Source organism: Methylorubrum populi (assembly GCF_002355515.1).
Taxonomy (GTDB): domain Bacteria; phylum Pseudomonadota; class Alphaproteobacteria; order Rhizobiales; family Beijerinckiaceae; genus Methylobacterium; species Methylobacterium populi_A.
On the sequence record NZ_AP014809.1, the window covers coordinates 1,031,958 to 1,057,913 of the forward strand.

27 protein-coding genes are annotated in these 25,956 nt (G+C 69.4%); 11 read left to right on the forward strand and 16 right to left on the reverse strand.

What is annotated here, in order from left to right:
- Positions 1 to 13: 13 nt before the first annotated feature.
- From MPPM_RS04800 to MPPM_RS04810, 3 genes are read left to right on the forward strand one after another with little or no spacing between them, the layout of a single operon-like run.
- Positions 14 to 1,399, forward strand: coding sequence for a flagellar hook protein FlgE (locus tag MPPM_RS04800; RefSeq protein ID WP_096484074.1), 1,386 nt, complete (start codon positions 14 to 16; stop codon positions 1,397 to 1,399).
- Positions 1,400 to 1,425: 26 nt separating this feature from the next.
- Positions 1,426 to 3,318: a flagellar hook-associated protein FlgK gene (gene flgK / locus MPPM_RS04805; RefSeq protein WP_096484075.1), complete on the forward strand. Its 1,893-nt coding sequence runs from the start codon at positions 1,426 to 1,428 to the stop codon at positions 3,316 to 3,318.
- Positions 3,319 to 3,332: 14 nt separating this feature from the next.
- Complete coding sequence (locus MPPM_RS04810) at positions 3,333 to 5,126, forward strand: flagellin family protein (RefSeq protein ID WP_096484076.1); 1,794 nt, start codon at positions 3,333 to 3,335, stop codon at positions 5,124 to 5,126.
- 169 nt (positions 5,127 to 5,295) lie between these two features.
- Here MPPM_RS04810 and MPPM_RS04815 read toward each other — a convergent pair whose 3' ends face one another.
- The 5 genes from MPPM_RS04815 to MPPM_RS04835 form a co-directional block, all read right to left on the reverse strand.
- Entirely contained in the window at positions 5,296 to 6,516 is a 1,221-nt protein-coding gene (locus tag MPPM_RS04815) for a DUF4167 domain-containing protein (protein WP_096484077.1), read from the reverse strand.
- Between the two features lie 547 nt (positions 6,517 to 7,063).
- Complete coding sequence (prmC, locus tag MPPM_RS04820; RefSeq protein ID WP_096484078.1) at positions 7,064 to 7,954, reverse strand: peptide chain release factor N(5)-glutamine methyltransferase; 891 nt, start codon at positions 7,952 to 7,954, stop codon at positions 7,064 to 7,066.
- Positions 7,955 to 8,030: 76 nt separating this feature from the next.
- The gene (gene prfA / locus MPPM_RS04825) at positions 8,031 to 9,116 is read right to left on the reverse strand and encodes a peptide chain release factor 1 (protein WP_096484079.1); all 1,086 of its coding nucleotides are present in this window, start codon (positions 9,114 to 9,116) and stop codon (positions 8,031 to 8,033) included.
- A gap of 74 nt (positions 9,117 to 9,190) precedes the next feature.
- Entirely contained in the window at positions 9,191 to 11,452 is a 2,262-nt protein-coding gene (gene ptsP / locus MPPM_RS04830) for a phosphoenolpyruvate--protein phosphotransferase (protein WP_096484080.1), read from the reverse strand.
- 71 nt (positions 11,453 to 11,523) lie between these two features.
- A complete protein-coding gene (locus tag MPPM_RS04835; RefSeq protein WP_096484081.1) occupies positions 11,524 to 12,759 on the reverse strand; it encodes an aspartate kinase in 1,236 nt (411 codons plus the stop codon).
- Positions 12,760 to 12,926: 167 nt separating this feature from the next.
- Here MPPM_RS04835 and ubiG point away from each other — a divergent pair, with 167 nt between their 5' ends.
- The 3 genes from ubiG (at position 12,927) to MPPM_RS04850 (ending at position 15,430) form a co-directional block, all read left to right on the forward strand.
- Positions 12,927 to 13,673 (forward strand): bifunctional 2-polyprenyl-6-hydroxyphenol methylase/3-demethylubiquinol 3-O-methyltransferase UbiG, encoded by a 747-nt coding sequence (gene ubiG / locus MPPM_RS04840; protein WP_173807876.1) that lies wholly within the window; start codon positions 12,927 to 12,929, stop codon positions 13,671 to 13,673.
- A 59-nt stretch (positions 13,674 to 13,732) separates the two neighbouring features.
- A complete protein-coding gene (locus tag MPPM_RS04845) occupies positions 13,733 to 14,305 on the forward strand; it encodes a YbhB/YbcL family Raf kinase inhibitor-like protein (protein ID WP_096484083.1) in 573 nt (190 codons plus the stop codon).
- A gap of 144 nt (positions 14,306 to 14,449) precedes the next feature.
- A complete protein-coding gene (locus MPPM_RS04850) occupies positions 14,450 to 15,430 on the forward strand; it encodes an NADPH:quinone oxidoreductase family protein (RefSeq protein ID WP_096484084.1) in 981 nt (326 codons plus the stop codon).
- Positions 15,431 to 15,523: 93 nt separating this feature from the next.
- Here MPPM_RS04850 and MPPM_RS04855 read toward each other — a convergent pair whose 3' ends face one another.
- From MPPM_RS04855 to MPPM_RS04865, 3 genes are all read right to left on the reverse strand, one after another.
- Entirely contained in the window at positions 15,524 to 15,880 is a 357-nt protein-coding gene (locus tag MPPM_RS04855; RefSeq protein ID WP_096484085.1) for a hypothetical protein, read from the reverse strand.
- Positions 15,837 to 16,406 carry a crossover junction endodeoxyribonuclease RuvC gene (ruvC, locus tag MPPM_RS04860; protein ID WP_096487725.1) on the reverse strand — a complete coding sequence of 190 codons (570 nt, stop codon included), beginning with the start codon at positions 16,404 to 16,406 and terminating at the stop codon, positions 15,837 to 15,839. The genes MPPM_RS04855 and ruvC overlap by 44 nt, the downstream gene beginning before the upstream one ends.
- 89 nt (positions 16,407 to 16,495) lie before the next feature.
- A complete protein-coding gene (locus MPPM_RS04865; RefSeq protein WP_096484086.1) occupies positions 16,496 to 17,125 on the reverse strand; it encodes a YceI family protein in 630 nt (209 codons plus the stop codon).
- Between the two features lie 87 nt (positions 17,126 to 17,212).
- On the opposite strand from MPPM_RS04865, the gene ruvA reads away from it, so the two are divergent.
- Complete coding sequence (gene ruvA / locus MPPM_RS04870; RefSeq protein WP_096484087.1) at positions 17,213 to 17,839, forward strand: Holliday junction branch migration protein RuvA; 627 nt, start codon at positions 17,213 to 17,215, stop codon at positions 17,837 to 17,839.
- A gap of 16 nt (positions 17,840 to 17,855) precedes the next feature.
- On the opposite strand, the gene MPPM_RS04875 is transcribed toward ruvA, so the two are convergent.
- A complete protein-coding gene (locus tag MPPM_RS04875) occupies positions 17,856 to 18,152 on the reverse strand; it encodes a DUF3572 domain-containing protein (RefSeq protein WP_096484088.1) in 297 nt (98 codons plus the stop codon).
- A gap of 77 nt (positions 18,153 to 18,229) precedes the next feature.
- On the opposite strand from MPPM_RS04875, the gene MPPM_RS04880 reads away from it, so the two are divergent.
- Together MPPM_RS04880 and MPPM_RS04885 are read left to right on the forward strand one after the other, a co-directional pair.
- Positions 18,230 to 18,610: a response regulator gene (locus MPPM_RS04880; protein ID WP_096484089.1), complete on the forward strand. Its 381-nt coding sequence runs from the start codon at positions 18,230 to 18,232 to the stop codon at positions 18,608 to 18,610.
- 55 nt (positions 18,611 to 18,665) lie between these two features.
- Complete coding sequence (locus MPPM_RS04885) at positions 18,666 to 20,039, forward strand: PleD family two-component system response regulator (RefSeq protein ID WP_096484090.1); 1,374 nt, start codon at positions 18,666 to 18,668, stop codon at positions 20,037 to 20,039.
- Between the two features lie 106 nt (positions 20,040 to 20,145).
- On the opposite strand, the gene MPPM_RS04890 is transcribed toward MPPM_RS04885, so the two are convergent.
- Complete coding sequence (locus MPPM_RS04890; RefSeq protein ID WP_096484091.1) at positions 20,146 to 20,628, reverse strand: Rrf2 family transcriptional regulator; 483 nt, start codon at positions 20,626 to 20,628, stop codon at positions 20,146 to 20,148.
- 94 nt (positions 20,629 to 20,722) lie between these two features.
- Between MPPM_RS04890 and hmpA the strand changes: the two genes are divergently transcribed.
- On the forward strand, positions 20,723 to 21,967 hold the full coding sequence (gene hmpA, locus MPPM_RS04895; RefSeq protein WP_096484092.1) for an NO-inducible flavohemoprotein: 1,245 nt from the start codon (positions 20,723 to 20,725) through the stop codon (positions 21,965 to 21,967).
- A 31-nt stretch (positions 21,968 to 21,998) separates the two neighbouring features.
- On the opposite strand, the gene MPPM_RS28495 is transcribed toward hmpA, so the two are convergent.
- The 6 genes from MPPM_RS28495 to MPPM_RS04915 form a co-directional block, all read right to left on the reverse strand.
- Positions 21,999 to 22,157: a hypothetical protein gene (locus MPPM_RS28495; RefSeq protein WP_173807877.1), complete on the reverse strand. Its 159-nt coding sequence runs from the start codon at positions 22,155 to 22,157 to the stop codon at positions 21,999 to 22,001.
- Positions 22,158 to 22,197: 40 nt separating this feature from the next.
- On the reverse strand, positions 22,198 to 22,518 hold the full coding sequence (locus tag MPPM_RS04900; RefSeq protein WP_096484093.1) for a hypothetical protein: 321 nt from the start codon (positions 22,516 to 22,518) through the stop codon (positions 22,198 to 22,200).
- Positions 22,508 to 22,891, reverse strand: coding sequence for a hypothetical protein (locus MPPM_RS04905; protein ID WP_096487726.1), 384 nt, complete (start codon positions 22,889 to 22,891; stop codon positions 22,508 to 22,510). The genes MPPM_RS04900 and MPPM_RS04905 overlap by 11 nt, the downstream gene beginning before the upstream one ends.
- 90 nt (positions 22,892 to 22,981) lie before the next feature.
- A complete protein-coding gene (gene cysK / locus MPPM_RS04910) occupies positions 22,982 to 23,956 on the reverse strand; it encodes a cysteine synthase A (RefSeq protein ID WP_096484094.1) in 975 nt (324 codons plus the stop codon).
- 360 nt (positions 23,957 to 24,316) lie between these two features.
- Positions 24,317 to 24,490, reverse strand: a complete 174-nt coding sequence (locus MPPM_RS28500; protein ID WP_173807878.1) for a hypothetical protein — start codon at positions 24,488 to 24,490, stop codon at positions 24,317 to 24,319.
- Between the two features lie 189 nt (positions 24,491 to 24,679).
- Entirely contained in the window at positions 24,680 to 25,177 is a 498-nt protein-coding gene (locus tag MPPM_RS04915) for an META domain-containing protein (protein WP_096484095.1), read from the reverse strand.
- 491 nt (positions 25,178 to 25,668) lie between these two features.
- On the opposite strand from MPPM_RS04915, the gene MPPM_RS04920 reads away from it, so the two are divergent.
- The gene (locus MPPM_RS04920; RefSeq protein WP_173807979.1) at positions 25,669 to 25,947 is read left to right on the forward strand and encodes a helix-turn-helix domain-containing protein; all 279 of its coding nucleotides are present in this window, start codon (positions 25,669 to 25,671) and stop codon (positions 25,945 to 25,947) included.
- Positions 25,948 to 25,956 lie beyond the last annotated feature (9 nt).

A 25,956-nucleotide genomic window follows, 5' to 3' on the forward strand; every position in this document is an offset into this window, starting at 1 on the left:
GCGAGCCAACGCCATGGACGTCTTTTCCGCGCTTCAGACCGCGGTCTCGGGCCTGAAGGCGCAATCCTTCTCGCTGAGCAACATTTCCGGCAACATCGCGAACTCGCAGACGACCGGCTACAAGCGCATCGATACCGGCTTCGTCGACATGCTCGTCGACAGCAGCAGCACCAAGAACCAGACCGCGGGTTCGGTCGGAGCCTTCTCTGAGCTCACCAACTCGGTCCAGGGCAACAAGGTCTCGACCGGCGTCTCGACCAACATGGCCCTCGACGGCAACGGCTTCTTCGTGGTGCGCAAGAAGACCACCGACGCGGGCGGCAGCGAGAGCTTCTCCACGGCCAACCTCTACACCCGCCGCGGCGACTTCGCTCCGGACAAGGACGGCTATCTCGTCAACGGAGCAGGCTCCTACCTCGTCGGCGCGAGCCTCGACCCCGTCACGGGCCAGACCAACGGGACCGGGGCGATCAAGATCTCCAACGCGATCATCCCGGCCAAGCCGACGACGACGATCACCTACTCGGCCAATCTGCCGAAATCCCCCGCCACCACGACGGCCGCCTCGTCGAAGGGCCTGCTCTCCGCCTTCAGCGACGGCACCGACGCGCGGGTGACGCCGGCCAACGGCGCGACCGGGGGCACCGTGTCCCAGACCAACGCGCAGAGCCTGATCGACAACAGCATCGCCGGCCCGGCGCTGACCGTCTACACCGCCTCCGGCTCGCCCGTGAGCATCCAGAGCCGGTGGGCGAAGGTGGCCGCCGCCGACTCGGCGGCCGGCACGAGCGATACCTGGAACCTGTTCATCGCCGACAAGACCAGCGTCTCCGGCAACCAGACGAGCTGGAGCAATATCGGCCAAGCCTTCACCTTCAGCCCCAGCGGGCAGCTGACCGCTCCGACCGGAAACACGGTCTCGATCAACAACCTCACGGTCGACGGCGTCAATGTCGGTTCGGTCGGCCTCGATATCAGCGGCGGCCTGACGCAGTACGCCGCCGCCTCCGGTACGGTGACGACCAACGACCTCAAGCAGAACGGCTACGCCTCCGGTTCGCTGAACTCCGTCGAGGTCGGCGAGAACGGCATCATCAGCGGCAAGTACTCGAACGGTTCGGTGATCGGGCTCGCCCGGATCGAGGTGGCCCAGTTCGTCAACCCGGACGGGCTGAAGCCGGATTCGCTGGGCAACTACCAGCAGACCGTCGCCTCGGGCGAGGCGATCATCGGGCTCAAGGACTCGTCCGTGGTCGGAGCCAACGTCGAGCAGTCGAATACCGACATTGCCGCGGAATTTTCGAAGATGATCGTTACCCAACAGGCCTACTCTGCCAACACCCGGGTGATGTCCACGGCGCAGACGATGATCTCCGACCTCCTGAACGTCATCCGCTGACCGATCCCTGAGCGAGGAGAGACGCCTTGGCCCTCGACGCGTTCAGCACGGCCACCGCCGGCCTGCGGGTCACGCAGGCCCAGATCGGGGTCGTCTCGCAGAACATCGCCAATGTCGGCACGGCGGGATACGTCCGGCGCACGCTCTCGCCCGTCAGTTCGGGCACCGGCAACGCGGGCGTCGCCACCGGCACGATCGGGCGTGCCCTCGACGCCGCGGCGCTCAAGCAGCTCCGCTCCGAAACGTCGGGCGCGTCCTACACCTCGCTGATGTCCAAGACGCGCTCGCAGCTCGACACGCTCTACGGACGCCCCGGCGACAGCTCGGCGCTCGACGGCGTGTTCAACAGCTTCACCCTCTCGCTTCAGACGCTGGCGGCCAATCCGACCTCGACGGCCGCGCGGGCGACGGTGCTCAGCGCGGCCAATGACATCGCCACGCGCATCGGCAGCGCCGCCAACGGCGTTCAGGCTCTGCGCTCGGGGCTGGAGACGCAACTCGGCATCGACACCGAGAAGGCGAACAGCCTGCTCGCGCAACTGGCCAAGCTCAACACCCGCATCGTCGCGACCTCGGCCGGCGACCCGAGCCGTCCGGACCTTGAGGACCAGCGCGACCAAGCGCTCACCAGCCTCTCGGGCCTCATCGACATCAACGCCGTCGCGCAGAGCGACGGCAGCGTGAGCGTGCTGACAAGCTCCGGCGTCACCCTGCTCGACCGCTCCGACGCCGCCTCGCTCAGCTTCGACGGGCGCGGCACGCTCTCGGCCAATGCGCTCTACGATTCCGACCCGTCGCAGAGCGGAGTCGGCACCATCGTCGCGACGACGCCCGGCGGCGGGAAGATCGACCTGCTCGCCTCCGGGGCGATCCGTTCCGGTTCCATCGCCGCCGCGATCGAACTGCGCGACACGGTGCTGCCGCAGGCCCAGCGCCAGCTCGACGACCTCGCGGCGGGCCTGTCGCGGGCGATGTCCGACCGTCCCGCCACCGGCACGGTGCCCACCGACGGCACGACGGGCGGCCTCGACATCGACCTGACCGGCCTCTCGGCCGGCAATGCCGTCACCCTGACGGTCCAGGACGGGAGCGGGACGCAACGCAACATCATCCTGGTGCCGTCCTACCAGTCGCCGCCGCCCGCGATCCCCGCGGGGAACACCGACGACGCCAACGCCACGGTGATTCCGTTCACGATCCCGCAACCCGGTGCGGGCCGCGACCCCGCCTCGGTCCGCAATGCGATCGCCGCCGCCCTGGGGGGCGGCTACACGGTGTCGAGTGCACCGGGCGGCGCAGCGGGGGCGATGCGAATCCTCTCGACCGGCGGCGCCACCCTGTTGGCCGCGAGCGCCAGCGTGACGCAGGTGACCTCGTCGAGCGACATCAAGGGTTCCTCCACGCAGATTCCGCTCTTCGTCGACGGTGCGTCCGCCGCGCTGTACACCGGCTCCTTCGACGGCGGCTCGCAGCTCACCGGCTTCGCGCAGCGCATCGCCGTGAACCCCGCGGTGGTCGGCAGCGCCGGCAGCCTCGTCGGGATCACCGGGACGGGCGCCGGATCGAGCACCGGGGACGGGACCCGGCCTCAGGCCCTCTACACCGCGCTGACGGGCACGCAGCGCCTGTTCTCCTCGTCGAGCGGCATCAGCGGGATCGACGCACCGACCCGTTCGAGCGTCGCGGACTTCGTCCAGGGCGTCATCTCGGTGCAGGGCGCGGCGGCGGCGGCGGCGCAGGATCTCGACGAGGGGCAGAGCATCGCCCTCTCGACGGCGCAGGGGCGCTTCGCCTCCGCCTCCGGCGTCAACATCGACGAGGAGATGTCGAACCTGATCGCGCTCCAGCAGGCCTACGCCGCCAATGCCCGCGTGCTCACCGCGGCCCGCGACATGATCGACACCCTGCTCAGGATCTAGCTGCGGAGCCGCCGATGACCATTTCCGCCTTCGCCGCCGGCACGTACCGCTTCGACCGCCAGTCGGCGAGCCTCGTCGGCATGAAGAACCAGCTCGACGGGCTGGCCCAGCAGCTGTCGACGGGGCGCACCGCCGAGACCTATGGCGGCCTCGGCGTGGCGCGCACCACCAGCCTCAGCGCCCACGCGGCGATCAGCGCCCAGGACGGCTATCTCGCGGCGATCACCTCGGCCGAGACCCGGGTAAAGCTCACGAGCGCCAGCCTGACCCAGCTCAAGTCGCTCTCCGACAGCACCCGATCCAACCTCAGCGGCAACGTCGCCTCCCGCAACCAGACGCTGCCTGCGACCACCGTGCAGCTCGCCACCAACAACCTCGCGGCGGCCATCGATGCCTTGAACCAGCAGGCGGGCGGGGTCTACGTCTTCTCGGGACGGGCCACCGACACCCAACCGGTCGTCTCTCAGCAGGCCATCATGAACGGCATCCCGGCGGAGGGCCTGGACGGGCTCACGGCCCTGATCGCCGAGCAGAAGAAGGCCGATCTCGGCCCCTCGGGGAACGGACGCCTGCTCCAGGGACTCGGCACCCGGACGGTCAGCCTGTTCGAGGATTCGAACCCGGAGGCGCGGGCAAATTTCGGCTTCAACCTCATGGCCGCGTCGAGTTCGAACAGCGCGGCCCTCGGCGCGAACTTCATCGCGGGGTCGAAGCCGGACGTCTCCCTGAATTTCGCGCAGCAGCCCGTCGATGGCGCGCAGGTGCGGGTGGTCGTACAGCTCGCCGACGGCAGTCAGAAGACCCTCGACCTGACGGCGCGGGCGGGCGAGGCCGGGAACGCGGCGGGGGCCTTCTCCATCGGCAACACCGCGGCCGAGACCGCCGCGAACCTGAAGCGGGCGCTCGGCGGGGCCGACATCGCCAGCGTGCAGAGCGCGAACCCTCCCGGGGTGTCGGCCGCCTTCGCCAACGGGCAGGCTGCCTCGACATCCTTCTCGGTCGGAAACGGCGTCGCCGCCGGCGACACCATCACGCTCAAGCTCGGCCTGCATGACGGCACGACCAAGACGATCACCCTGACGGCCGCGACGACCGCCGACCCCACTTCCGCGGCGGCCTTCGCCATCGGCGCGACGCCGGAGGACACCACCGCGAACCTGTCACGGACGCTGCAGAACGCCCTGACGGCGGCCGCCAATACCGAACTCTCGGCGAGTTCGACGGCTCGCGCCTCGCTCAACTTCTTCGAGGGATCGCCCGTGGCGGGCCTGAGCCCACGACGCGTCGCGGCCGACGGCAACGGCTACGCCGAGACCGCGAGCGCCAAGACCGTGATCTGGTACAAGGGCGACACCGCCGCCGACCCGCGCGCCACGGCGACCGTGCAGGCCGGAACCAGCCGGACGGTGGAAATCGGCGCGCAGGCCAACGAGGAGGCGATCCGCCGGACGCTGGCCGGCATCGCCGCGATGGCGGCCGAAGGCTTCACCACGGCCGCGGGCACGGTCGACACCGCACGGTTCGAGGCGGTATCCAGCCGGGCGGCCAACCTGCTCACCGCGAGCGACGGCCAGCAGAGCCTGGAGCAGCTCGGCACTGATTTCGGCCTCGCGGCCAGCAGCATGGCCAATGCGAAATCGGTGGCGAACACCACCAAGGCCACTCTGGAGGCGTCCCTCGACGGAGTCGACACGGTGTCGACGGAAGAGGTCGCGGCCAAGCTCCTCAGCCTGCAGACGCAGTTGCAGGCGAGCTACAAGGTGACTTCGATCCTCTCCGAGATGAGCCTCGTGAACTACCTGCGCTGAAGCAGACCCTCGTCGGCCGGCTGCCGCCTTCCGGCACGCCGCTCCCCCGGCCCCCCGAAACAAGAACGGCCCGAGGTTTCCCTCGGGCCGTTCGTCATCCCCGATCCGGTCGATCCCTGCGGGATGGTGGATCGGGGCTTTGCTGAAACACCGCGCGGGCGTGCCGATCTTACTCGGCCGCGTCCGGCGTATCGGCCTTCTCCGGGGCGGCCTCGCCCTCGGCGCCCTTGTAGCGGGTCCGGCGACGCCGGGGCTTGGGCGCGGGGGCCTCGTCTTCCGAGGGCAGCTCGGCGGCGGGCGCCGCCTCGCGCGGCTCCGGCGCGGACCGCGGCGGCGCGGCCTCGGCCGGCGGCGGTGCCGGGTTACGGGTTGCCGTCATCAGGAAGGCGGGCAGCGCCGACGGATCGGCGACCTCGGCCGCCGCGGCACGGCTGGCCTCGCTCGCACGGCCGCGCCCGCGCCGCGGCGCCGGACTGTCGGGACGCACCGGGCCCTCGGAGCGCGGGGCGGCCTCGGCGCGGGGCTCCTGACGCGGCTCGACCGCACGCGGCTCTTGGCGAGCCTCGTGGCGCGGGTCCGGGCGCGCATCCTGGCGGGGCTCTTGACGCGACTCCTGACGCGGCGCCTCGGAGAGTTCGGAACGGCCGTTCTCGAAACGCGCGGCATCGCGGCGGTTCTCGCGCGGGCCGTCACGGCCCTCCTGAGGCGGCTGGCCGAAATCCTGCCGGTAATCCTGGCGCCGGTCCTGCCGATACTCCTGGCGGTGACCGTCCTGACGGGAATCCTGGCGATCCTGGCGCTCGGACCGGTCCTGGCGATCTTGGCGGTCCTGGCGGAAATCCTGACGCGGTTCGCCGCGATTGTAATCCTGCCGGTTGCCCTCGAAGCGCTGGCCGCGGTCGTTGCGGTCCCCGCGCTCGTTGCGATCGCGGTTCTGGAAGCGCTGATTACGGTCGTTGCGCTCGTTGCGGTCGCGGCCCTGGTTCCGGCCGTCGAAGTCGTGGCGCTCGAACGGCTGCGGCTGCTGGGCCGGGTCGCCGTACTCGTCGCTGCCGTAGCCGAAGCCGGGGCGGCCGCCCTCGGCGGGCTGGCCCTGCACGGCCTCGTCGTCGCCCTCCTCGTCCTCGTCGAAGCCGTTGCGGGCATAGCCCTGGCTGGCCTGGGGACGGCCCGGCTCCTGGGCGCCGGTGATGATGCGGAAGTAGTGCTCGCCGTGCTGGAAGTAGTTTTCGGCGGCGATCGGATCGCCGCTCGCCAGGGCGTCGCGGGCGAGCTGCGCGTACTTGTCGGCGATGTGCTGGGCGGTGCCGCGGATTTTGACGTCGGGACCGTTCGACTCGTAGGAACGCGTCAGCGGATTCGGACCCTTGGGCCGATTGCGACCCCGCATCCGTCGATTCTGGTTTGGTCTCATCGGCCTCGATTGACCCTCGTTACCTGTCGCTCAGCGTGACTGACAGCGCCGGAGCCTTGCTCGCGGACGAAACGGGCCGGGCGCAGGGCGCCCGAGCGCGTACATCCCGCGATGTTTGCCGCTCGTCCGGTGGCTGCGCTCCGTTTGGCGCGCCGCGAGACATCCCTCGACTGTCAGGTTCGATCCCACCGAGCCTAGCCGCGACTGCCGGAGCGCGTCCGCTCGATGGTGGGAAGACCGTCCGAAGCCGGAGGACACGGTCAAAACCGATCCTGCCGATACCGTCTTAAAGAGTGCCTCACAAAACTCCCGGAATTCGGGAGCTCCCTTTGGCCGTGACGGCGCAGCGGGAGTTTTGTGAGAGACGCTCAACGGGCCGTTGGCGGTCTGCATATCTAAGCTAGTGACTGACGCCCTCGACAACAAGCATTTTTTCGGAAGCAGCGTCGGCTTATGCCGGAATTCTGCGAGTCCGGCGGCCATTCGCGCCGTGCCCCGGCTCCGAATCCACCTCTTCGAGCCGTCACCTGCCCGCCAAGGATGGCCGAACCGTGACGACGCGGTCGTTGCCGGCGAGATCCCGGCCGACACTCACATCGGCGAATCCTGTCTCTCGCGCGAGGCGGACCAAGGCAGGCGCCTGGTCGTAGCCGATCTCCAGCACGAGGGCGCCGCTCGCGCAGAGCAGGCCGGGCCGGCGGGCGATCCCCGAGAGAATCGCCCGGTAGGCGTCGAGGCCGTCCTCTCCGCCATCGAGGGCGGCGCGCGGATCGTGCAGGCGCACCTCCGGATCCAGCGTCGCGATGACGGAGGCGGCGATATAGGGCGGGTTCGAGACGATCAGGTCGAACGGCCCCGTCAGCGCATCGAGCCAGGAACCGCACAGGAAGGCGGCGCGGTCCCCGACGCCGTTCGCCTCCGCGTTCCGGCAGGCAACTGCCAGGGCGCCCTGCGACCGGTCGAGACCGATACCGAAGGCTTTGACGCGCTCGTGGAGCAGCGCCACGAGGATACAGCCCGAGCCGGTGCCGAGATCGATCAGGCGCAGCGGCCGATCCCGCTCGGGAAACAGGCGGAGTGCCGCCTCCACCACGCTCTCGGTGTCGGGCCGCGGCACCAGCGTGTCCGGTCCGAGGGCGAAGGGCAGTCCCCAGAACTCCCAGGCGCCGATGATCCGCGCCACCGGCTCGCCCGCGAGTCGCCGCACGGCGGCGTCCTGGAGGGCCCCCACACCGGCCTCGCCGAGAGGCTTGCGCCCGCGCAGGGTCAGATCGAGGGGTGAGAGGCCGAGGGCGTGCAGGACGAGGAAGCGGGCGTCCGAGCGGGCGTTCGGCAGCCCGGCCGCCTCGAAGAGCCGGACGAGGCGCCGCAGCGCAGCCTCGCGGGGAAGGGTCGGGACCAGATCGACGATCATGCCGGTCGGGGCGATACGCGCAGACCGCCCTTCCTCCCCCGCAGGCCTGCGCGGATGCGAAGGCCGGACCCTGTCCTCACGCCATCCCCTCGGCCGCCAGCAACTCGGCCTGATGCTCGGTCACCAGCGCGTCGATCACCTCGTCGAGCGCCGGGCCGGCCATGACCTCTTCGAGCTTATAGAGGGTGAGGTTGATGCGGTGATCCGTGACGCGGCCTTGCGGGAAGTTGTAGGTGCGGATGCGCTCGGAGCGGTCGCCGGAGCCCACCTGCGCCTTGCGGTCGGCGGCCCGGGCCGAATCCTTGGCGGACCGCTCGGCATCGAACAGCTTGGCCCGCAGCAGCGCCATCGCCCGGGCACGGTTCTTGTGCTGCGAGCGCTCCTCCTGCACGAACACGACCACGCCGCTCGGGATATGGGTGATGCGAATCGCCGATTCCGTCTTGTTGACGTGCTGGCCACCCGCGCCCTGCGCCCGCATGGTGTCGATCTTCAGGTCGGCCTCGTTGACGACGACGTCGACTTCCTCCGCCTCGGGGAGCACGGCCACCGTGGCGGCAGAGGTGTGGATGCGCCCCTGCGTCTCGGTGTCGGGCACGCGCTGGACGCGGTGGGCCCCGCTCTCGAACTTGAGCCGCGAGAACACGGAGCGGCCCTTCACTTCGGCGACCACCTCGCGATAGCCGCCGACGGTGCCCTCGCTCTCCGAGATCACCTCGACGCGCCAGCCCTTCGACTCGGCGTATTTGGCGTACATGCGGAACAGGTCGCCCGCGAACAGAGCGGCCTCGTCACCGCCGGTGCCGGCGCGAATTTCGAGGATCGCGCTTTTCTCGTCGGCCGCGTCCTTGGGCAGCAGCATCAGCTGCAGCGCGCGGTGGGCCTGCTCCAGCGCCTCCTCGGCTTCCGGCTTCTCCTCGGCGGCGAGGGCGCGCATCTCGGGATCGCCGCCGGGCTCGTCGATCAAAGCCCGGATGCCGGCGAGGTTGGACTCGGCTGCCCGGTAATGGTGGATCGCGGCGACGACGCCGTCGAGCTCGGACAACTCTCGGGAAAGCTGCACGATGCTCTCGGCATCGGCCGAGCCGTCGGCGAGTTGCGCCGTGACGAACTCGTGCCGGGCCAGAATGGCGTCGAGGCGATCGGAAGGAATGGGGGTCATCGCCCTGAAAATACTCGCGACGGATCTGACAGTTGACGGAAGGTTGGGACGATCCGGCCCGGCCGGACAGCGTGTCAGATAGGCACGCCGTTGGCCTTCGCATACGCCGTGAGCGCCGGCCGGACCGAAGCGCCGTCGGTCACCCGGGTCAACTCGGACTCGATCAGCTGCGCGACCTCGCCGGCATGGGCGGAGAGCACCATCGCCTTGACCGGGCCGATCGCCGCCGGGGACATCGAGAATTCGCGAAAACCCAGGCCGATCAGCGCCAGCGCTTCGAGCGGGCGCCCGCCGATCTCGCCGCAGACGGTGGCTGGGCAGCCCTGCGCGGTCGCGCGCTCGGCGATCAGGCGGAAGGCGCGCATCGCCGCCCCGCACAGGGGGTCGAAGCGGTTGGCCACGCGCCGGTTCTCGCGATCGACCGCGAACAGGAACTGCATCAGATCGTTGGAGCCGACCGACAGGAAGTCCGCCTCGCGAGCGATCTCGTCGATCTGGAACAGCAGCGAAGGTACCTCGACCATCGCGCCGAGGCGGCAATCGCTCGGCAGGACGTAGCCGTGGCGGCGCAGATGCGCCTTCTCGCGCTCGACGATATCGCGGGCGCGGGTGAATTCCTCGACGGTGGCGACCATCGGGAACATGATCTTGATCGGACGGCCCGCCGCCGCCTTGAGCAGCGCCCGCAGCTGCACCCGCAGCAGCGCCGGCCGGTCGAGGCCGATGCGGATCGCCCGCCAGCCCAGAGCCGGGTTCTCCTCCTCGAGCGCCGGCATGTAGGGGAGGATCTTGTCGCCGCCGATGTCGAGGGTGCGGATCGTGACCGGCAGGTCGCCGGTCGCCGAATAGACCGCCTCGTAGAGCGTCTGCTGCTCGGCCGCCGAGGGCATCCGCTCGGCGATCATGAACTGCAGCTCGGTCCGGAACAGGCCGACGCCCTCCGCCCCGGTCTCGTGCAGATGGGTGAGATCGACCAGCAGGCCGGCATTGAGGTGCAGGCCGATCTTCACGCCGTCGCGGGTGACGGCGGGCACGTCGCGCAGCGCCCGGTACTGCTCCTGCCGCCGGGCGCGCAGGCGCACCATCTCGGCATAGGACGCCTCGACCTCGGGCGTCGGCCGGATCTGCACCTCGCCGGAGAGGCCGTCGACGATGATCGCGTCGCCCGAATCGCACAGGCCGGTGGCGTTGGCGATCTCGCCGACCGCGGGAATGCCGAGGGCGCGGGCGACGATGGCAATGTGGCTCGTCGGCCCGCCCTCCTCCAGAACCACGCCACGCAGGCGGGCGCGGTCGTAGTCGAGGAGCGCGGCCGGCCCCATGGAGCGGGCGACCAGGATCGCGTTCTCCGGCAAGCCGTCGCCGCTCCGTCCCTCCTGGCCGACGAGGCGGCGCAGCAGGCGGTTGGCGAGATCGTCGAGATCGTGCAGGCGGTCGCGCAGGTAGGGGTCGCTCTGGCGCAGCATCCGGGCGCGGTTGTCCGACTGCACCCGCTCCACCGCGGCTTCCGCCGTGAGGCCGGACTGGACCGCCTCGCGCATCCGCCGGAGCCAGCCCTTGTCGTGGGCGAACATGCGGACCGTCTCGAGTATCTCGCGGGACTCGCCCGAACTGAGGCCGTCGCCGCGCTCGACCAGCTCGTCGATCGCCGAGCGCACATCCTCGATCGCCTCTTCGAGCCGCTCCATCTCGCGCTCGACGTTCTCGGCGATCAGCGTCTTCACGACGATGCGCGGCTCGTGCAGCACGACGTGGCCGAGGCCGATTCCGTCGGCGAGGGCGACGCCGCGCTGGCTCACCGGGCGGCGCGCCGCGGTGCCGGCGCCGGGCGACAGCGCCTGAAGCTCGCCCGAGGCGATCAGCTCCGCCAGCACCATGGCGGTGGTCTGGAGCGCCTCGATCTCCTCCTCGGAATAGACGCGGTAGGTCTTGTTCTGGACCACCAGCACGCCGAGGGTGTTCCCGGCGCGCAGGAGCGGCACGCCGAGGAAGGCGTGGTAGATCTCCTCGCCCGTCTCCGGCCGATACGAGAACGAGGGGTGGGACTGCGCGTCGGAGAGCGCCAGCGGCTCGGCGGTCTTGGCGATCAGGCCGACGAGGCCTTCGTCGGCGCGCATACGGGTGATGTGGACCGCGTCGCGGTTCAGACCCTCGGTTGCAAACAGTTCGAGGGTGTTGTCATCGCGCACCACATAGACCGAGCACACCTCGGCGATCACGTTCGCCGCGATGAGGACGACGATCCGGTCGAGGCGCTGCTGCGGGCTGACCGGCTCCGCCATGGCTTCGCGGAGCCGGCGCAGCAGCAGGCGCGGGCCTCCGGGCGCAGCGGGCATCGTGTCGTCAATCCGGGTCGGCCGGCGCAACCCTGGCTTGTGAGCCGATGGGCCGGCGCCGACGGGAACGGTCAGGCCTGGTCGAGGCCGTATAGCGAGTGGAGCGTGCGAACGGCAAGCTCCGTGTAGGCGGCGTCGATCAGGACCGAGAACTTGATCTCGGAGGTGGTGATCGCGCGGATGTTGATACCCTTCTGCGCCAGCGCCCGGAAGGCCTTGGCTGCAACGCCCGCATGCGAGCGCATGCCGACGCCGATCGCCGAGACCTTCACGACATCGGTGGCGCCCTCGATCTGGCCGAACTGGATCGTGTCGCGCTGCGCGTCGAGGATGGCGCGGGAACGCTCGTAATCGGCGGCCGGCACGGTGAAGGTCATGTCGGTGGTGGACTGATCCCCCGAGACAGTCTGGATGATCATGTCGACGTTGATGTTGGCGTCCGCCAGCGGGCCGAAGATCGCCGCGGCGATGCCGGGGCTGTCCTTCACGGCGCGCAGGGTGATCTGCGCCTCGTCCTTCGAGAAGGCGATGCCGGTGATGATCTGCTGTTCCACGATTTGGTCCTCGTCGCAGATGAGGGTGCCCGGCCGCGCGGCATCGGGGGGATCGAAGGAGGAGCGCACCGTGGTCGGCACCCGGTGCACCATGGCGAGCTCGACGGAGCGCACCTGCAGCACCTTGGCGCCCAGCGAGGCCATCTCCAGCATCTCCTCGAAGGTCACGCGCTCCATGCGCTTGGCCTTGGGCACCACGCGGGGATCGGTGGTGTAGACCCCGTCCACGTCGGTGTAGATGTCGCAGCGCTCCGCGCCGATGGCGGCAGCGATGGCGACCGCCGAGGTGTCCGAGCCGCCGCGTCCGAGCGTCGCGATCCGGCCGGTCTCGGCATGGACGCCCTGGAAGCCGGCGATGACGGCAACCTCGCCGCGCGCGAAGCCGGCGTCGAGATTCTTCGGGTCGATGCCCTCGATCCGGGCCGAACCGTGCGCCTCGGAGGTGTGGATCGGGATCTGCCAGCCCTGCCAGGAGCGGGCCTTGATGCCGTCCTTGTTGAGCGCGATCGCGAGAAGCCCCGAGGTGACCTGCTCGCCCGAGGCCACGACGGTGTCGTACTCCGCCGCGCCGTAGAGCGGGTCGGCATCCTTGACCCAGCCGACGAGTTCGTTGGTCTTGCCCGACATCGCCGAGACCACGACCGCGACCTCGTAGCCGGCCGCGACCTCGCGGGCGACGTGGCGCGCCACGTTGCGGATGCGGTCGACGTTGGCGACGGAGGTGCCGCCGAATTTCATCACCAAACGGGGCATGTCGCGTCCGGTCTGCTCATCTTGTCCCTACGGTGCCGGCCGCGAGGCCGGCGCGCCGCGTCACACGGAAAACAACACGGCGCGGCTGTACCGGGGATGCGCCCGGCGGGTACAAGGGCCCCCCGGCCGTGTCAATCGGACGGACCGCAGGTTCAAACGATGCGAAAGTGAGCCGGATGACGGGTGCCTCGATCGACCGGGACGAAGTGGCGCGCTTCGACGCCCTGGCCGCGCGCTGGTGGGACGAGCGCGGGCCGATGGCGGTTCTGCACAAGTTCAATCCGGTCCGGGTCGGCTACATCCGCGACGAGGCCTGCCGCATCTTCGGCCGCGATCCGGCCGCGCCCTTCCCTCTCAAAGGGCTCAGCGTCATCGACATCGGCTGCGGCGGCGGCGTGCTGTCGGAGCCGCTCGCCCGGCTCGGCGCGACGGTGACCGGGCTCGACCCGGCGACCGGCAACATCGCGGCCGCCCGTGCCCATGCGGAAGCCGAAGGCCTGACCATCGATTACCGCGACGAAACCATCGAGGCGGTGGCCGCCCGCGGTGAACGCTTCGACATCGTGCTCGCCATGGAGGTGGTGGAGCACGTCTCCGACCGCGCCGGTTTCCTGCGCGCCTGCTGCACCACCGTGAAGCCCGGCGGCCTGCTGTTCGCCGCCACCATCAACCGGACGATGCGCTCCTTCGCCCTCGCCATCGTCGGGGCCGAGTACGTCCTGCGCTGGCTGCCGCGGGGCACCCACGACTGGGACAAGTTCGTGACGCCGCGGGAGCTGTCCGCCGACATCGCCGCGGGCGGCCTCACCGTCACCGACACCACCGGCGTGGTCTACAATCCGCTCACCGACTCCTGGCGGGCGAGCCGCGACACGGGCGTGAACTACATGATCGCGGCCCACCGCTCCGCCTGAACGAAGCCGAGCGGTGTTCGTTGAGGAATCTCCCGGAACGAGCGGAGACCTTGGCACCCATGCTCGAAAAGCTGCCGCACGCCCTCGGGAAAGCCCTGTCCGGCGTCAGGGCCGGCGCGGAGAAGGCCGCGTTCCACACCGTCGCGGCGGAGGCCCCCGCGACGCTGCGCATCACGAGCGAGGCCTTCGCCGACACCGCGCCGATTCCGGCCCGGTACACCGCGGACGGCGACGGTATCTCGCCGCCGCTCGCCATCGCCGGCGTGCCGGACGGGGCCGCCGCCCTGGTCCTGTTCGTGGAGGATCCGGACGCGCCCTCGCCCCACCCCTTCGTCCACCTCATCGCCTGGAACCTGCGGCCCGAGGACCAGAGTTTTTCCGAGGGCGCGTTCGCGGGCCCGGCGGGCGACGGCGCCCGGCACGATCTCGGCCGCAACTCGTTCCAGAGGGAGGGGTGGCTGCCGCCGGACCCGCCGACCGGTCACGGTCCGCACCACTACCTCTTCCAGGTTTTCGCGCTTGCCCGCCCGGCTGAGCTGCCCGCCTCACCGGGTCGCGGCGCCCTGCTCGAGGCGCTTCAAGGCAACGTGATCGCCAGGGGCCTGCTGACGGGGACCTACGAGCGGACGTGAGCGGCTGGGATGAGCGACTTGCGCAGACTGCGCGCGAGCGGGCATGTCCATCGATGCGATCGCGTGCCATTGATTTCCCTCTCCCCGCATGCGGGGAGAGGGGGATGCGTCACCGGTCACGCGGTTTCAGGGAGACAGTGCGGAATGAAGGCCCTGGTGTGCAGCCGTCTCGGCGGGCCGGAGGATCTCGCGGTTCAGGAACTGCCCGATCCGGTGCCGGGCCCGGGCGAGGCGCTGGTGCGGGTGCGGGTCGCCGCGCTGAACTTCTTCGACACGCTAATCATCGCCGGCCGCTATCAGGTGAAGCCGGACCTGCCCTTCTCTCCCGGCGGCGAGGCCTGCGGCGTGATCGAGGCGCTGGGGCCCGGCGCGGACGGCTTTTCCGTCGGCGACCGCGTGATGGTTCATCTGAGCCACGGCACCGCCCGCGAGCGGATCGCGGTTCCGGTGAAGCGCCTCGCGCGGGTGCCCGAGGCCGTGTCCGACGAAGTCGCCGCCGGGCTCTCGATCACCTACGGCACCACGCTCCACGCGCTCCGGGACCGGGCCGACATTCGGCCGGGCGAGACCCTCGTCGTGCTCGGCGCCTCTGGGGGCGTCGGTCTCGCGGCGGTCGAGTTGGGCAAGCTTCTCGGGGCGCGCGTCATCGCCTGCGCCTCCTCGCCGGAAAAGCTCGAGACCGCCCGCGCCCACGGCGCCGACGACCTCGTCGACTACAAGGCGAACAACCTGCGCGAGGCACTGCGGCGCCTCACCGGCGAACGGGGCGTCGACGTCGTCTACGACGCGGTCGGCGGAGACCTCGCCGAGCCCGCCATGCGCGCGCTCGGCTGGAAGGGTCGTTTCCTCGTGATCGGCTTCGCCGCGGGCGAGATCCCGAAATTCCCCCTCAACGTCATCATGCTCAAGGGCATCGATGTGCAGGGCGTCCATTGGGGCGCCTTCGTCGAGCGCGAACCGGAGGCGCACAGGGCGAACCAAGCCCAGCTGCTGGCCTGGGCGGCGGAGGGCAAGCTGACGGTGAAGGTGCACGGCACCTATCCGCTCGCGGCCTATGCGGAGGCGCTCGGGGTTCTCGTCCGCCGCGAGGCGGTGGGCAAGGTGTTGCTCGATCTCAGAGGATAGAATCGCGCTCGACCGAACGGGGGCGAGGCTTCGCGGTGGTGGCCTCGGAGGTGAAGGCGCTCGCCGCCCAGACGACGCGGGTCACCGACGAGATCACCCGGATCCACGGGGGCCGGTCAAGCCGTGGCGGCGATCGGCGGCATCGCGGCGCGGATCGCCGAGCTCGATACGGTGTCCGTCTCGGTCACCGGTGCCGTCGGCGAGCAGGGCGCGGCCACGAACGAGATCGTGCATCGGGTCGGCCGGACCGCGCAGGCCCCCCGCGCCGTGACCGGTCACGTTGCCGAGGTTACGAAGCCCGCCGAACGGACGGGCTACGCCGCCGACCACGTCCTGCAGGCCGCCTCCGACATGTCGGCCCAGGCCGATCAGCGGCGGCAGGAGGTCGCGCGCTTCCTCGCCGATGTCAGCGGTCGAGCCGCGCCAGCGCCGCGGCGATGCGGGCCGCACCCGGCCCCCCGCCGGAGGCGACCGCATGGCGGCGGTCGAGGGCGATGGCGCCGCGGTGGCTCGCATGGGTGATGGCGATGGCGAGCGCGTCGGCGGCGTCGGCGAGCTTGAACTCCGCCTTCGGCAGCAGAAACTTCACCATCGCCTGGATCTGAACCTTCTCCGCGTGGCCGTTTCCGGCCACCGTCTTCTTCACGAGGTTGGCCGCGTATTCCGACACCGGCAATCCGGCGAGGGCCGGCACCAGCAGGGCCACGGCCCTGGCATGGCCGAGCTTGAGCGTCGCCTGCGCGTCCTTATTGACGAAGGTCTCCTCGACCGAGACCTCGTCGGGCGTGTGGGTCGTGACGATGCGGGAGAGGCCCTCGTGCAGCTCGCGCAGGCGCAGCGCCAGGGGCAGGTCGCCGTCCGAGGTGACGACGCCGCAGGCGAGGTAGGACAGCTTGGTGCCTCGTGCCGCGATCAATCCCCAGCCGGTGCGGCGCAGGCCGGGATCGATGCCGAGAATGCGGACGTCCGTGGTCATGGCCTCGGCCTCCTTCAAAGCATCGAACCGATACGGTACGTACCGTGAACGAAGCCTTGCCGCAAACACGCGCCGCGCCTTACCGACGCCTATTGGAGTTTGAACTCGCCCTCCAGACGGAGCGCCACCTCGTCGCCGAGCAGCGGCAGGAAGGCATTCACGCCGAATTCCGAGCGCTTGATCACCGTCCAGCCATCGAAGCCCACGGAGTAGATCTTGTCGACGGGGTTGACGCCCGCTTGGTTGAAGGTGGCGTCGAACGAGACCGGCTTCGACACGCCGCGCAGGGTCAGCGTGCCGTTGACCCGTGCCGTGGTCGGGCCCGTCGGCTCGACCGATTGGCTCACGAAGGTCGCCTCGGGGAACTTCTCCACATCGAGAAAGTCGGGCTGCTTGAGATGGGCGTTGAGCTTGTCGTTCAGACCATTGGCGCTGCCGGTGCCGATCTTGATCGAGAGGGTGCTCTTGCCCGGCGCGGCAGGATCGAGGACGAGGTCGCCCGATACCTCGGTGAACTGACCGTAATAGGTCGAGAAGCCGAGATGGCTGATCGACCACGTGATCTTGCCGTGGGCGGGATCGAGGCGATAACGCCCGGCCTTCACCTGTTTCGGATCCTTGGTCAGGGCCGAGGCGGCCTCCTGGGCCGGGGCAGCGCCGGGCGCGGCCAGGGCGAAGCCCGCCAGCAGGAGGGCGGCGAGGGCGAGCGTGCGCTTCATGCGGTCACCTTGTCGGTTGTGCCGCCAAGACGGATATGGCCTTAGGCCGAACGCGGCAACGGACCCTTCGAGGATCGACGGTTTCAAATGATCGGCAAGCTCAAGGGGATCGTCGATTCCTACGGCGAGGATTTCGTGATCCTCGACGTGAACGGCGTCGGCTACGTCGTCCACTGCTCCGCCCGCACCCTGCAGCGCCTGCCCAAGCCCGGCGAGGCGACGGATCTCGCCATCGAGACGCATGTGCGCGAGGACATGATTCGACTCTACGGCTTCCGCTCGGACGCCGAGCGGGAGTGGTTCCGCTTGCTCCAGACGGTGCAGGGCGTCGGCACCCGCGTGGCGCTCGGCGTATTGTCGGTGCTGGAGCCGGCCAACCTCGCCACCGCCATCGCCACAGGCGACAAGGGCGCCATCGCCCGCGCGCCCGGTGTCGGCCCGCGCCTGGCCGCCCGCCTCGTCGCCGAACTGAAGGACAAGGCGCCCGCCTTCGCTCCGGTCGATCCGGCGCTCGTCGCCCTGACCGGCGCGGTCGAGGACAGAACCGCGCCGCAGCCGGTCGCAGACGCGATCTCGGCCCTGGTCAATCTCGGTTATCCCCAGGTGCAGGCCTCGGCCGCCATCGCCGCCGCCCTGAAGGGCCTGGGCGACGGGGCCGAGACCGTGGAGGCCAAGACGCTGATCCGGCTCGGGCTGCGGGAACTCGCGCGATAGGGAGCGCCCGGACCCCTCAGCCGCCCTCGTCGAAGGGCGGCGGCTGCAGGCGCTGCCAAGCCGAGGCGATCCGTTCCGGCTTCACGCCGAGCGCCTCGGCGCAGGCGAGCAGCGACGGTTCGTCGCTCATCACATGGTCGAGAACGGCGCCGAGGAAGCCGGGATCGTGCAGGCTCTCGCGCAGCGTTCCGGGCTCGAGGCCGCTCGCGGCGACGAATCGGAAGAGCCGATCCTCGTCGGCGGCGAGCCATCCGAGCACATCGATCGCGAGACGTTCGCTCGCGCCATCACTATGATCAAGTTTGCGTTTCATCAACGAGTGGCAGTTTAAGAGAGTACGAGGGCCGGGCCACGGGGTGGAACGCCATCGCGACCGCGCCGGAGCAGGTCATGAAGAAAACCGTTCTCATCGTTGAAGACAACGAGCTGAACATGAAGCTCTTCGACGATCTGCTGGAAGCGCACGGCTACGCGACCCTCAAGACCGCCAACGGTATCGAGGCGATTGAGCTGGCGCGTGCGCACCACCCAGACTTGATTCTGATGGACATCCAGCTTCCCGAAGTCTCGGGCCTGGAAGTGACAAAATGGCTCAAGGACGACGACGACCTTCGTAACATTCCTGTGATCGCTATCACCGCTTTTGCAATGAAAGGCGACGAGGAACGCATTCGTGAAGGGGGTTGCGAGGCTTATTTGTCCAAGCCGATCTCGGTTGCCAAGTTTTTGGCAACGGTCCGCCGGTACATTGGCGATGACGGCACTCCCTGAGACCTCTCCGGACTGAATGCCGTCGCGGTCGTGAAGGCCGCGCATCGGAGGAACGATGTCCGCTCGCGTCCTGATCGTGGATGATCTCTACCCCAACGTACGGCTGCTCGAGACAAAACTGTCGCTCGAGTATTTCGACGTGGTCGTGGCGATGAACGGGCCGGACGCGCTCGCCATCTGCGAGAAGGGCGCCTGCGACGTCGTGCTGCTCGACGTGATGATGCCGGGCATGGACGGGTTCGAGGTCTGCCGGCGGCTCAAGTCCAACCCCGCCACGGCCCACCTGCCGGTGGTGATCGTCACCGCCCTCGACCAGCCCGCCGACCGTCTGCGGGGGCTGGATGCGGGGGCCGACGACTTCCTGACCAAGCCGATCGACGACACCGCGCTGATGACGCGGGTGCGCAGCCTCGTGCGGCTGAAGGCGGTGACCGACGAGCTGCGCTCGCGCGCCCTAGCGACACGCGAAATCGGTGGTCCCGATCCCTTGATTCTCGCCGCCGCGGATACCGGCGAGGGCGCGCGCATCCTCCTCGTGGAGGACCGTCCGAGCGCCATCGACCGCATCGGCATGGCCCTGTCCCAGCACCATCAGGTCACCGTGGAGTGCGATCCCCACCGCGCCCTGGTTCAGGCGCCGGAAGGCGGGTTCGACCTCGCCCTGGTGAGCCTCGACCTCGAAGGATTTGATGGCCTGCGCCTGTGCAGCCAGATCCGCTCGCTGGAGCGGACCCGCAACATGGCGCTGATCATGATCGGCGAGATGCACGAGCGGGCCCGCATCACCCGCGGCCTCGATTTCGGCGTCAACGACTACCTGCTGCGTCCGGTCGACCGCAACGAGCTGATCGCGCGGGTGCGCACCCAGGTGCGGCGGCTGCGCTTCTCGGAGACCCTGCGCGGGGCGCTCCAGGCCTCGATGGAACTCGCGATCACCGACGACCTGACCGGCCTGCACAACCGGCGCTACCTCGACCGGCATCTCGGCCCGGTCTTCGGCGAGGCGGCGCTGCAGCAGAAGGGTCTCGCCTGCCTGCTTCTCGACATCGACCGCTTCAAGTCCATCAACGACACCTACGGACACGAGGCCGGGGACGAGGTGCTGCGCGCTTTCGCCGACCGCATCCGCCAATACGTGCGGCCGATGGACATTCTCGCCCGCTACGGCGGCGAGGAGATCGTGATGGTCGTGCCGGGCGCGGAACTGCCCGATGCCCGCGCCATCGCCGAGCGCATCCGCGAGCGGATCGAGGCCACGCCCTTCGCCATCGAGGGCGGGACGCGCGATATCGGGGTCACCGTCTCGGTCGGTGTCTCGGTGCGGCGCCCGACCGATTCAAGCCCGGCCGACCTGCTCAAGCGCGCCGACACCGCCCTCTACCGCGCCAAGTCCTCCGGCCGGAACCGGGTCGAGGCGGCAGCGGCCTAGAGCATCATCCCGAAAGGTGGTGTGCGGCTTTCGGAAAAAGATGGTGCAAAAACAGATCCCTAGCGCGGTCCGGTCGAATCTTCCGGGTCGGCGAAGCCGGGGGTCCTCAGGCGCCTTCGCGCGCGGGAAGCGGCATTCCGGTCGCGCCAGCCGGCGGAGTGAGACCGAGGAGCCGCGCGATCTCGTCGCCCTCCGCCCCGCCGAGAAGGTCGGCCAGGGTGTAGCCGTCCAGCACCGCCAGGAAAGCCGCCAGGGCCTCACCCAGGACCCGCCGCAGGCGGCAGGGCGCGGTGATGGCACAGGAGCCCGCGGCGAAGCACTCGACCAGCGCGAGGTCGTCCTCGGTCGCCCGAACCACCGCGCCGACCACGATCTCGGCCGGCGGCTTGGCGAGGCGCAGGCCGCCGCCCCGCCCTCGGATCGTCTGAATCAAGCCGAGCCGGCCGAGCTGATGCACCACCTTCGTGAGATGGCTCTCGGAGATCCCGTAGGCCCGGGCGATCTCGGCGATCGAACTCTGCCGCGGTTCGCGCAAGCCGATATAGATCAGCGTCCGCAGAGCGTAGTCCGTGTAGCGGGTCAGGCGCATGACGGATCCGAAGGGCTTTTAAGGTACATTCCGTTTGCATCTTATCGCGCGGTGCGGCAAAAGGTTCATGTCGAATGGATCTTTGGATTCGCCCATGCCCGCATCGCTCTCGCCCCAAACCGTCGCCGTCGTCAAAGCCACCGTCCCGGCCCTTGAGACCCACGGGCTCGCCATCACGCGGCGCATGTACGAGCGCCTGTTCGAGAACGCCGACATCCGCGACCTCTTCAATCAGTCGCATCATGGCGAGACCGGGTCGCAGCCGAAAGCGCTCGCCCTCGCTGTTCTGGCCTATGCCCGCAACATCGACAATCTCGGCGTGCTGACGGGCGCCGTCGAGCGCATCGCCCAGAAGCATGTCGCGCTCAACATCCTGCCGGAGCACTATCCCTTCGTGGCCGACGCCCTGCTCGCGGCGATCCTTGACGTGCTGGGCGAAGCGGCAACGCCCGAGATCCTCGCAGCCTGGGGCGAGGCCTACTGGTTCCTCGCGGAACTGCTGATCGGCCGTGAGGCAACCATCTACCGGGATCAGGCGGCCAAGGCCGGCGGCTGGAACGGATGGCGCGATTTCGTCGTCGAGAGCGTCAAATCCGAGAGCGAGACGATCCGCTCGTTCGTCCTGGTCCCGGCCGATGGCGGCCAAGTGCTGCGACACGAGCCGGGACAGTATCTCGGCTTTCTCGTCGACCTCCCGGGCCGGGGCGTGCTGAAGCGGAATTACTCGATCTCCTGCGCCCCGAACGCGCGCGCCTACCGCATCACCGTCAAGCGGGAGGATGACGCGGACCGACCGGCCGGCCTCGTCTCGAACTGGCTCCACGCGGAGGCACGGCCCGGGACGGTGCTGAAGGTCGCCGCCCCGGCGGGCGACTTCTTCCTTGACCGCCGAAGTGCCGAGCCGGTGGTCCTCGTCAGCGGCGGCGTCGGCCTGACCCCGATGGTCAGCATGCTGGAGAGCATCGCGGCCGAAGCGCCCGCCCGTCCGGCCTGGTTCGTCCACGGCGCCCTGAACGGGCGGGTCCACGCCATGGGAGCGCATGTGCGCGGTCTCGTCGCGAACCGGGAGAACCTGTCGGCCCGCACCTTCTACGCGGAGCCGGATCCTCAGGATCGGCCCGGCGAGCACTACGACGAGGCGGGGCTGATCACGACGGATTGGCTGATGGCGAACACGCCCTCGGAGCGGGCGACTTACTACCTGTGTGGCCCCAAGCCGTTCCTGGCCGCGCTGTCGAGCGGGCTGACGCGCGCCGGCGTACCGGCGGAGCGGGTCCGGTTCGAGTTCTTCGGCCCGGCCGACGAGCTTCTGGACGAGGCGCCGAAGCAGGCGGCCTGAGGCGCGGATGCGGCAGCTCTCGGGGGCAGGCTCAGCCTGCGCCCGGATCGGTCTCGTCGCCCTGAGACGGCACGCCCGGCTTGCCGTCGGTCTTCTCGCTCGGATCCTTGACCGCGTCGGGGGCGCTGTTGGCGGGCTTTTCCCCGTCACGGCGCTCCCGCTCGCGGTCGTCCCCGTTCTGCCCGTTCATCGTCACGCTCCCTCAGGAATCTGGCTTAGGTCGGAGCCGGTCAGGATCGCTTGGCGCGATCGGGCTCGCCCGCGACGGGCTCCCCCTCGCGGGGACCGGCCGAGGCCTTTCGGTCGGAATGGCCGCCGGAGGAGCCGCCGAGCGCGGGTGGCGTGCGTCCCGCCGCCTCGCCACCACCGCTCCACTCGCCGTGCCGCTCGCCATCCGAGCGCCCCCCGGATCCCTGGCCGGTAATGGCCGCCTGCTCGGCCGTCTGATGGCCGCCGCCGGCCGGATGAGGGCCGCGCGAGCCGACGGCCTCGTCGGGCTTGCGGGTACCGGTATTGCTCAGGTCCTCGTCGGGTCGGTTCTCATTTCCCATCGTGCCCCCCCTCGGAATCGCCGTGGCGCGGCGGCTCTTCCTGGCCGACGGCGGCGGTGGCGCGCTCGATCGCCTCCTGCGCCGCGGCGTCGGGCCGGGTCCGGGACGACGGATCGGAAATCCGGCGTAGATTTTCTTCGGGTGTTTCGGCCTCGGTCTGGTCTACCGCATCCTGAGAGGCGCCGGAGCGATCCGTCCCGGAGGCGATGCGCGCGGTCTCGGCCGTGCCGTCGGGATTGCCCTTCAGGTCGGCCTGGATCCGCGACGGCACGCCCAGGTCGAGCGGGGAATCGGTGCCGAAATCCTGGCCGTTGCGGTCCGCGTCGGCGTCGAACTCCTTGAGCGACGGCCGATTGGGAGACGTCTCCATCATCATCATCCTCCAGAACTGACCGGGACAACAATCCGGGACTGGAGGAGTTGCGGTGCGGGGCCGTTAAAGCTCCGCACCGCCTCTCACATGTTAGCCGATGCCCTCGAACAGGACCGAGGAGATGTAGCGCTCGGCGAACGAGCAGGCGACGGTGACGATGCGCTTGCCCTGGAACTCGGGACGGCCCGCCAGTTCCAGCGCCGCGGCGACGTTGCCGCCGGTCGAGATGCCGCCGGGAATGCCCTCGAACTTGGCGAGATCCCGCGCCGTGTCGATCGCCTGCTGGTTCGAGACCTTGAGCACGCCGTCGAGGACGTCGGTGTGCAGGTTCTCGGGAATGAAGCCGGCGCCGATGCCCTGGATCTTGTGCGGGCCGGGCTGGCCGCCGGAGATCACGGGGCTGTCCACCGGCTCCACCGCGAACACCTTGAGGCCGGGCAGACGGGGCTTGAGCACCTCGCCGACGCCGGTCACCGTGCCGCCGGTGCCGACACCCGCCACGAAGGCATCGAGCTGGCCCTGCGTGTCGTTCCAAATCTCCTCCGCGGTCGTCTTGCGGTGGATCTCGGGATTCGCCGGGTTCGAGAATTGCTGCGGCATCACCGCGCCGTCGATCTCGCGCAGCAGCTCCTCGGCGCGGGCGATGGCGCCCTTCATGCCCTGCGGCCCGGGGGTCAGCTCGAGCTGCGCGCCGAGGAAGGCGAGCATCTTGCGCCGCTCCAGCGACATCGTCTCCGGCATGACCAGGATCAGGCGGTAGCCGCGTGCGGCGGCCACGAAGGCCAGCGCGATGCCGGTATTGCCCGAGGTCGGCTCGACCAGCGTGCCGCCGGGCTTGAGCCGGCCGGAGGCTTCGAGCGCGTCGATCATGTTGACGCCGATGCGGTCCTTCACGCTCGAGATCGGATTGAAGAATTCGAGCTTGAGCAGGATCTCGGCATCAACGCCCCGCTCCTTGGTGAGCCGGTTGAGGCGCACGAGCGGCGTGTTGCCGATGGTCTCGGTGATCGAGCCGTAGACGCGGCCGTGTCCGGGTTTCCGAACCGGGGTTGAGGTGTCTGTCATCGTCTGTCCGCTCCCTGAGCGCTCCCGTGCCGACGCGGTCGACGGCCCGGCGCAGGAGCGCGCGCCAAAACGAGAGGTTCGGCATCGGTCCGAAGGTGGATGACCGGCACGGGGCTCGGCAAAGCCGATGCGAAACCAGAAACTTAGCGCTCCCGCCGAAGCGGTGGCCGCTGCGGCGACGCGTAGCCGATTTCGCAAGCTCCGTCGAGCATCCCGCTCGGCGGATACCAGCCTTTACACGGGGAGCGCACGGCTGAGCTTATTCGGAGAATTTTATTTTATTTTTCCGCGCGCAAACGACAGTATTGTCATCTTCGAAGCGCTGACTGGACAGCGCGGTTACGAGCCGGCGCCGCACCGTCAGGCCGCGAGCAGGCGGGTCGCGAGAATCAGGACGGCAATCCCCGAACTAGTCGCGAGAACCGCCAGGGTCGCGGCTCCCTCGTGGTGGGCGCGGATGAAGTCGTAGCGCGTCGCGGCGGTCGCCGACGGCACCTTCGGGACGACGCGCTGGTGAACCCGGTCGATCCGCATTCCGTCTCTCCGCGTGGCCGGCCGCGAAAGGCGCGACCGAGGAGCACGAGGAAGCGGCCCGGGGGCCTGACGGAACATGAATCCCGACCGCTCTCCACGAAACGTCGTCAACGGGGTCTTAAACCGGGGCTTAGAGCGGCGTCGTGCCGGCTCGTCCGAGAAGCCGGCACGGTTTCGGAAACGCCGCTCCTACAGCGCGCGATCGAAGCGCAGTTCGCCGTTCGGGCTGCGGATCACGAGTTGCGATCCGTCGAGATCCCATTTGCCCGCCGTGCGCAGGGCGATGAGGAAGGCCTGCTCGGACGCGGCCAGCCCCTTCTCGCAGGTCTTCTTGGTGAGCGCCAAGGGACCGACGGCGAGGTGCTGCTCGCGCAGCGGGAAGGCCGTGGCGGTGAAGGTATTGCAGCCGCCGTAGCCGCGCGCGCGGTACTGCGTGTCGATGATGAAGCTCGGACGGTCGGCACCGGTGAACGGCTTGCCGTTCATGCTGACCGCGGTCCACATCGAGCCGAGGGGAAAGATCTTCTCCTGCGGCTTGGTCCCGGGGACGTATTGCGGCTTCTTCTCCGGCTGCTTGCCGGCGCCGAAGCCGGACGGATTGCCGCCCATGCTCATCTGCGCCGTGGCCGGCGCGGCCGCGAACGCGGCAACCGCGCAGGCCAGCGCGGCGGTCAGCATCCTGTTCATCGTTCAGCCCCCTTTCTGCTCGGCTGCCTCACCCCGGAGCCCGGCTGGCCGCACGCGGCGCGGACACGGCTCTCGACTCTTTCGCCCATTACGGCGCGCAGGCACCGAAACGTTCGGGCCGCGCACCCGGTCCTGGCATCTGGTTCTGGGCGCTAGGGGGAATCGACACAGATTCAAGCACAATTATGGTCAAGACCCGTTCAGGATCCGGTTCGGCGGCGATCCTGCCTGATCCAGGCGCCGAAGACCTTGTGCGCCAGGACGCTTCGGCGAGCGAGTCGGCGGGGACAGGCGAAATCCCGTTTCTCACAAGCTTTGCCGAAACGAACCGGCCTTCCGGACGGTTGATGGGGCGACAGAGCGTTTCCGTGACCGATGGCGCGGAAGGGCCCAGGACGCACGTGGCGAAGAGGACGCGCGTGGCGAAGAGTGAGGAGAGTGGTTTGACCGGATCGGACGAAGGAGCGTCGAGCGGCGCCTCGCCCAACACGATGACGGCGGCCCAGAGCCGGGGTGCCCGCGGCCTGCTCGGCTGGTCGGAGGCGGAACTGGCCCGGCGCTCGGGACTGGACGAAGGCTTCGTGAAGAGTTTCGAGGCCGGCACGGGCGATCCCGCCTCCGGCCAGGTCGAGGCCCTGCGCAGCGCCCTGATGCAGGGCGGCATCGTCTTCACCAACGGTGCGACGCCGGGCGTGCGGCTCTCGGAGGAGCAGCGCGGCGGCAACGAGGGGACACGGGTGGATCAGCTCACCACCGAGAACGACCGCTGAAGCGCAGCC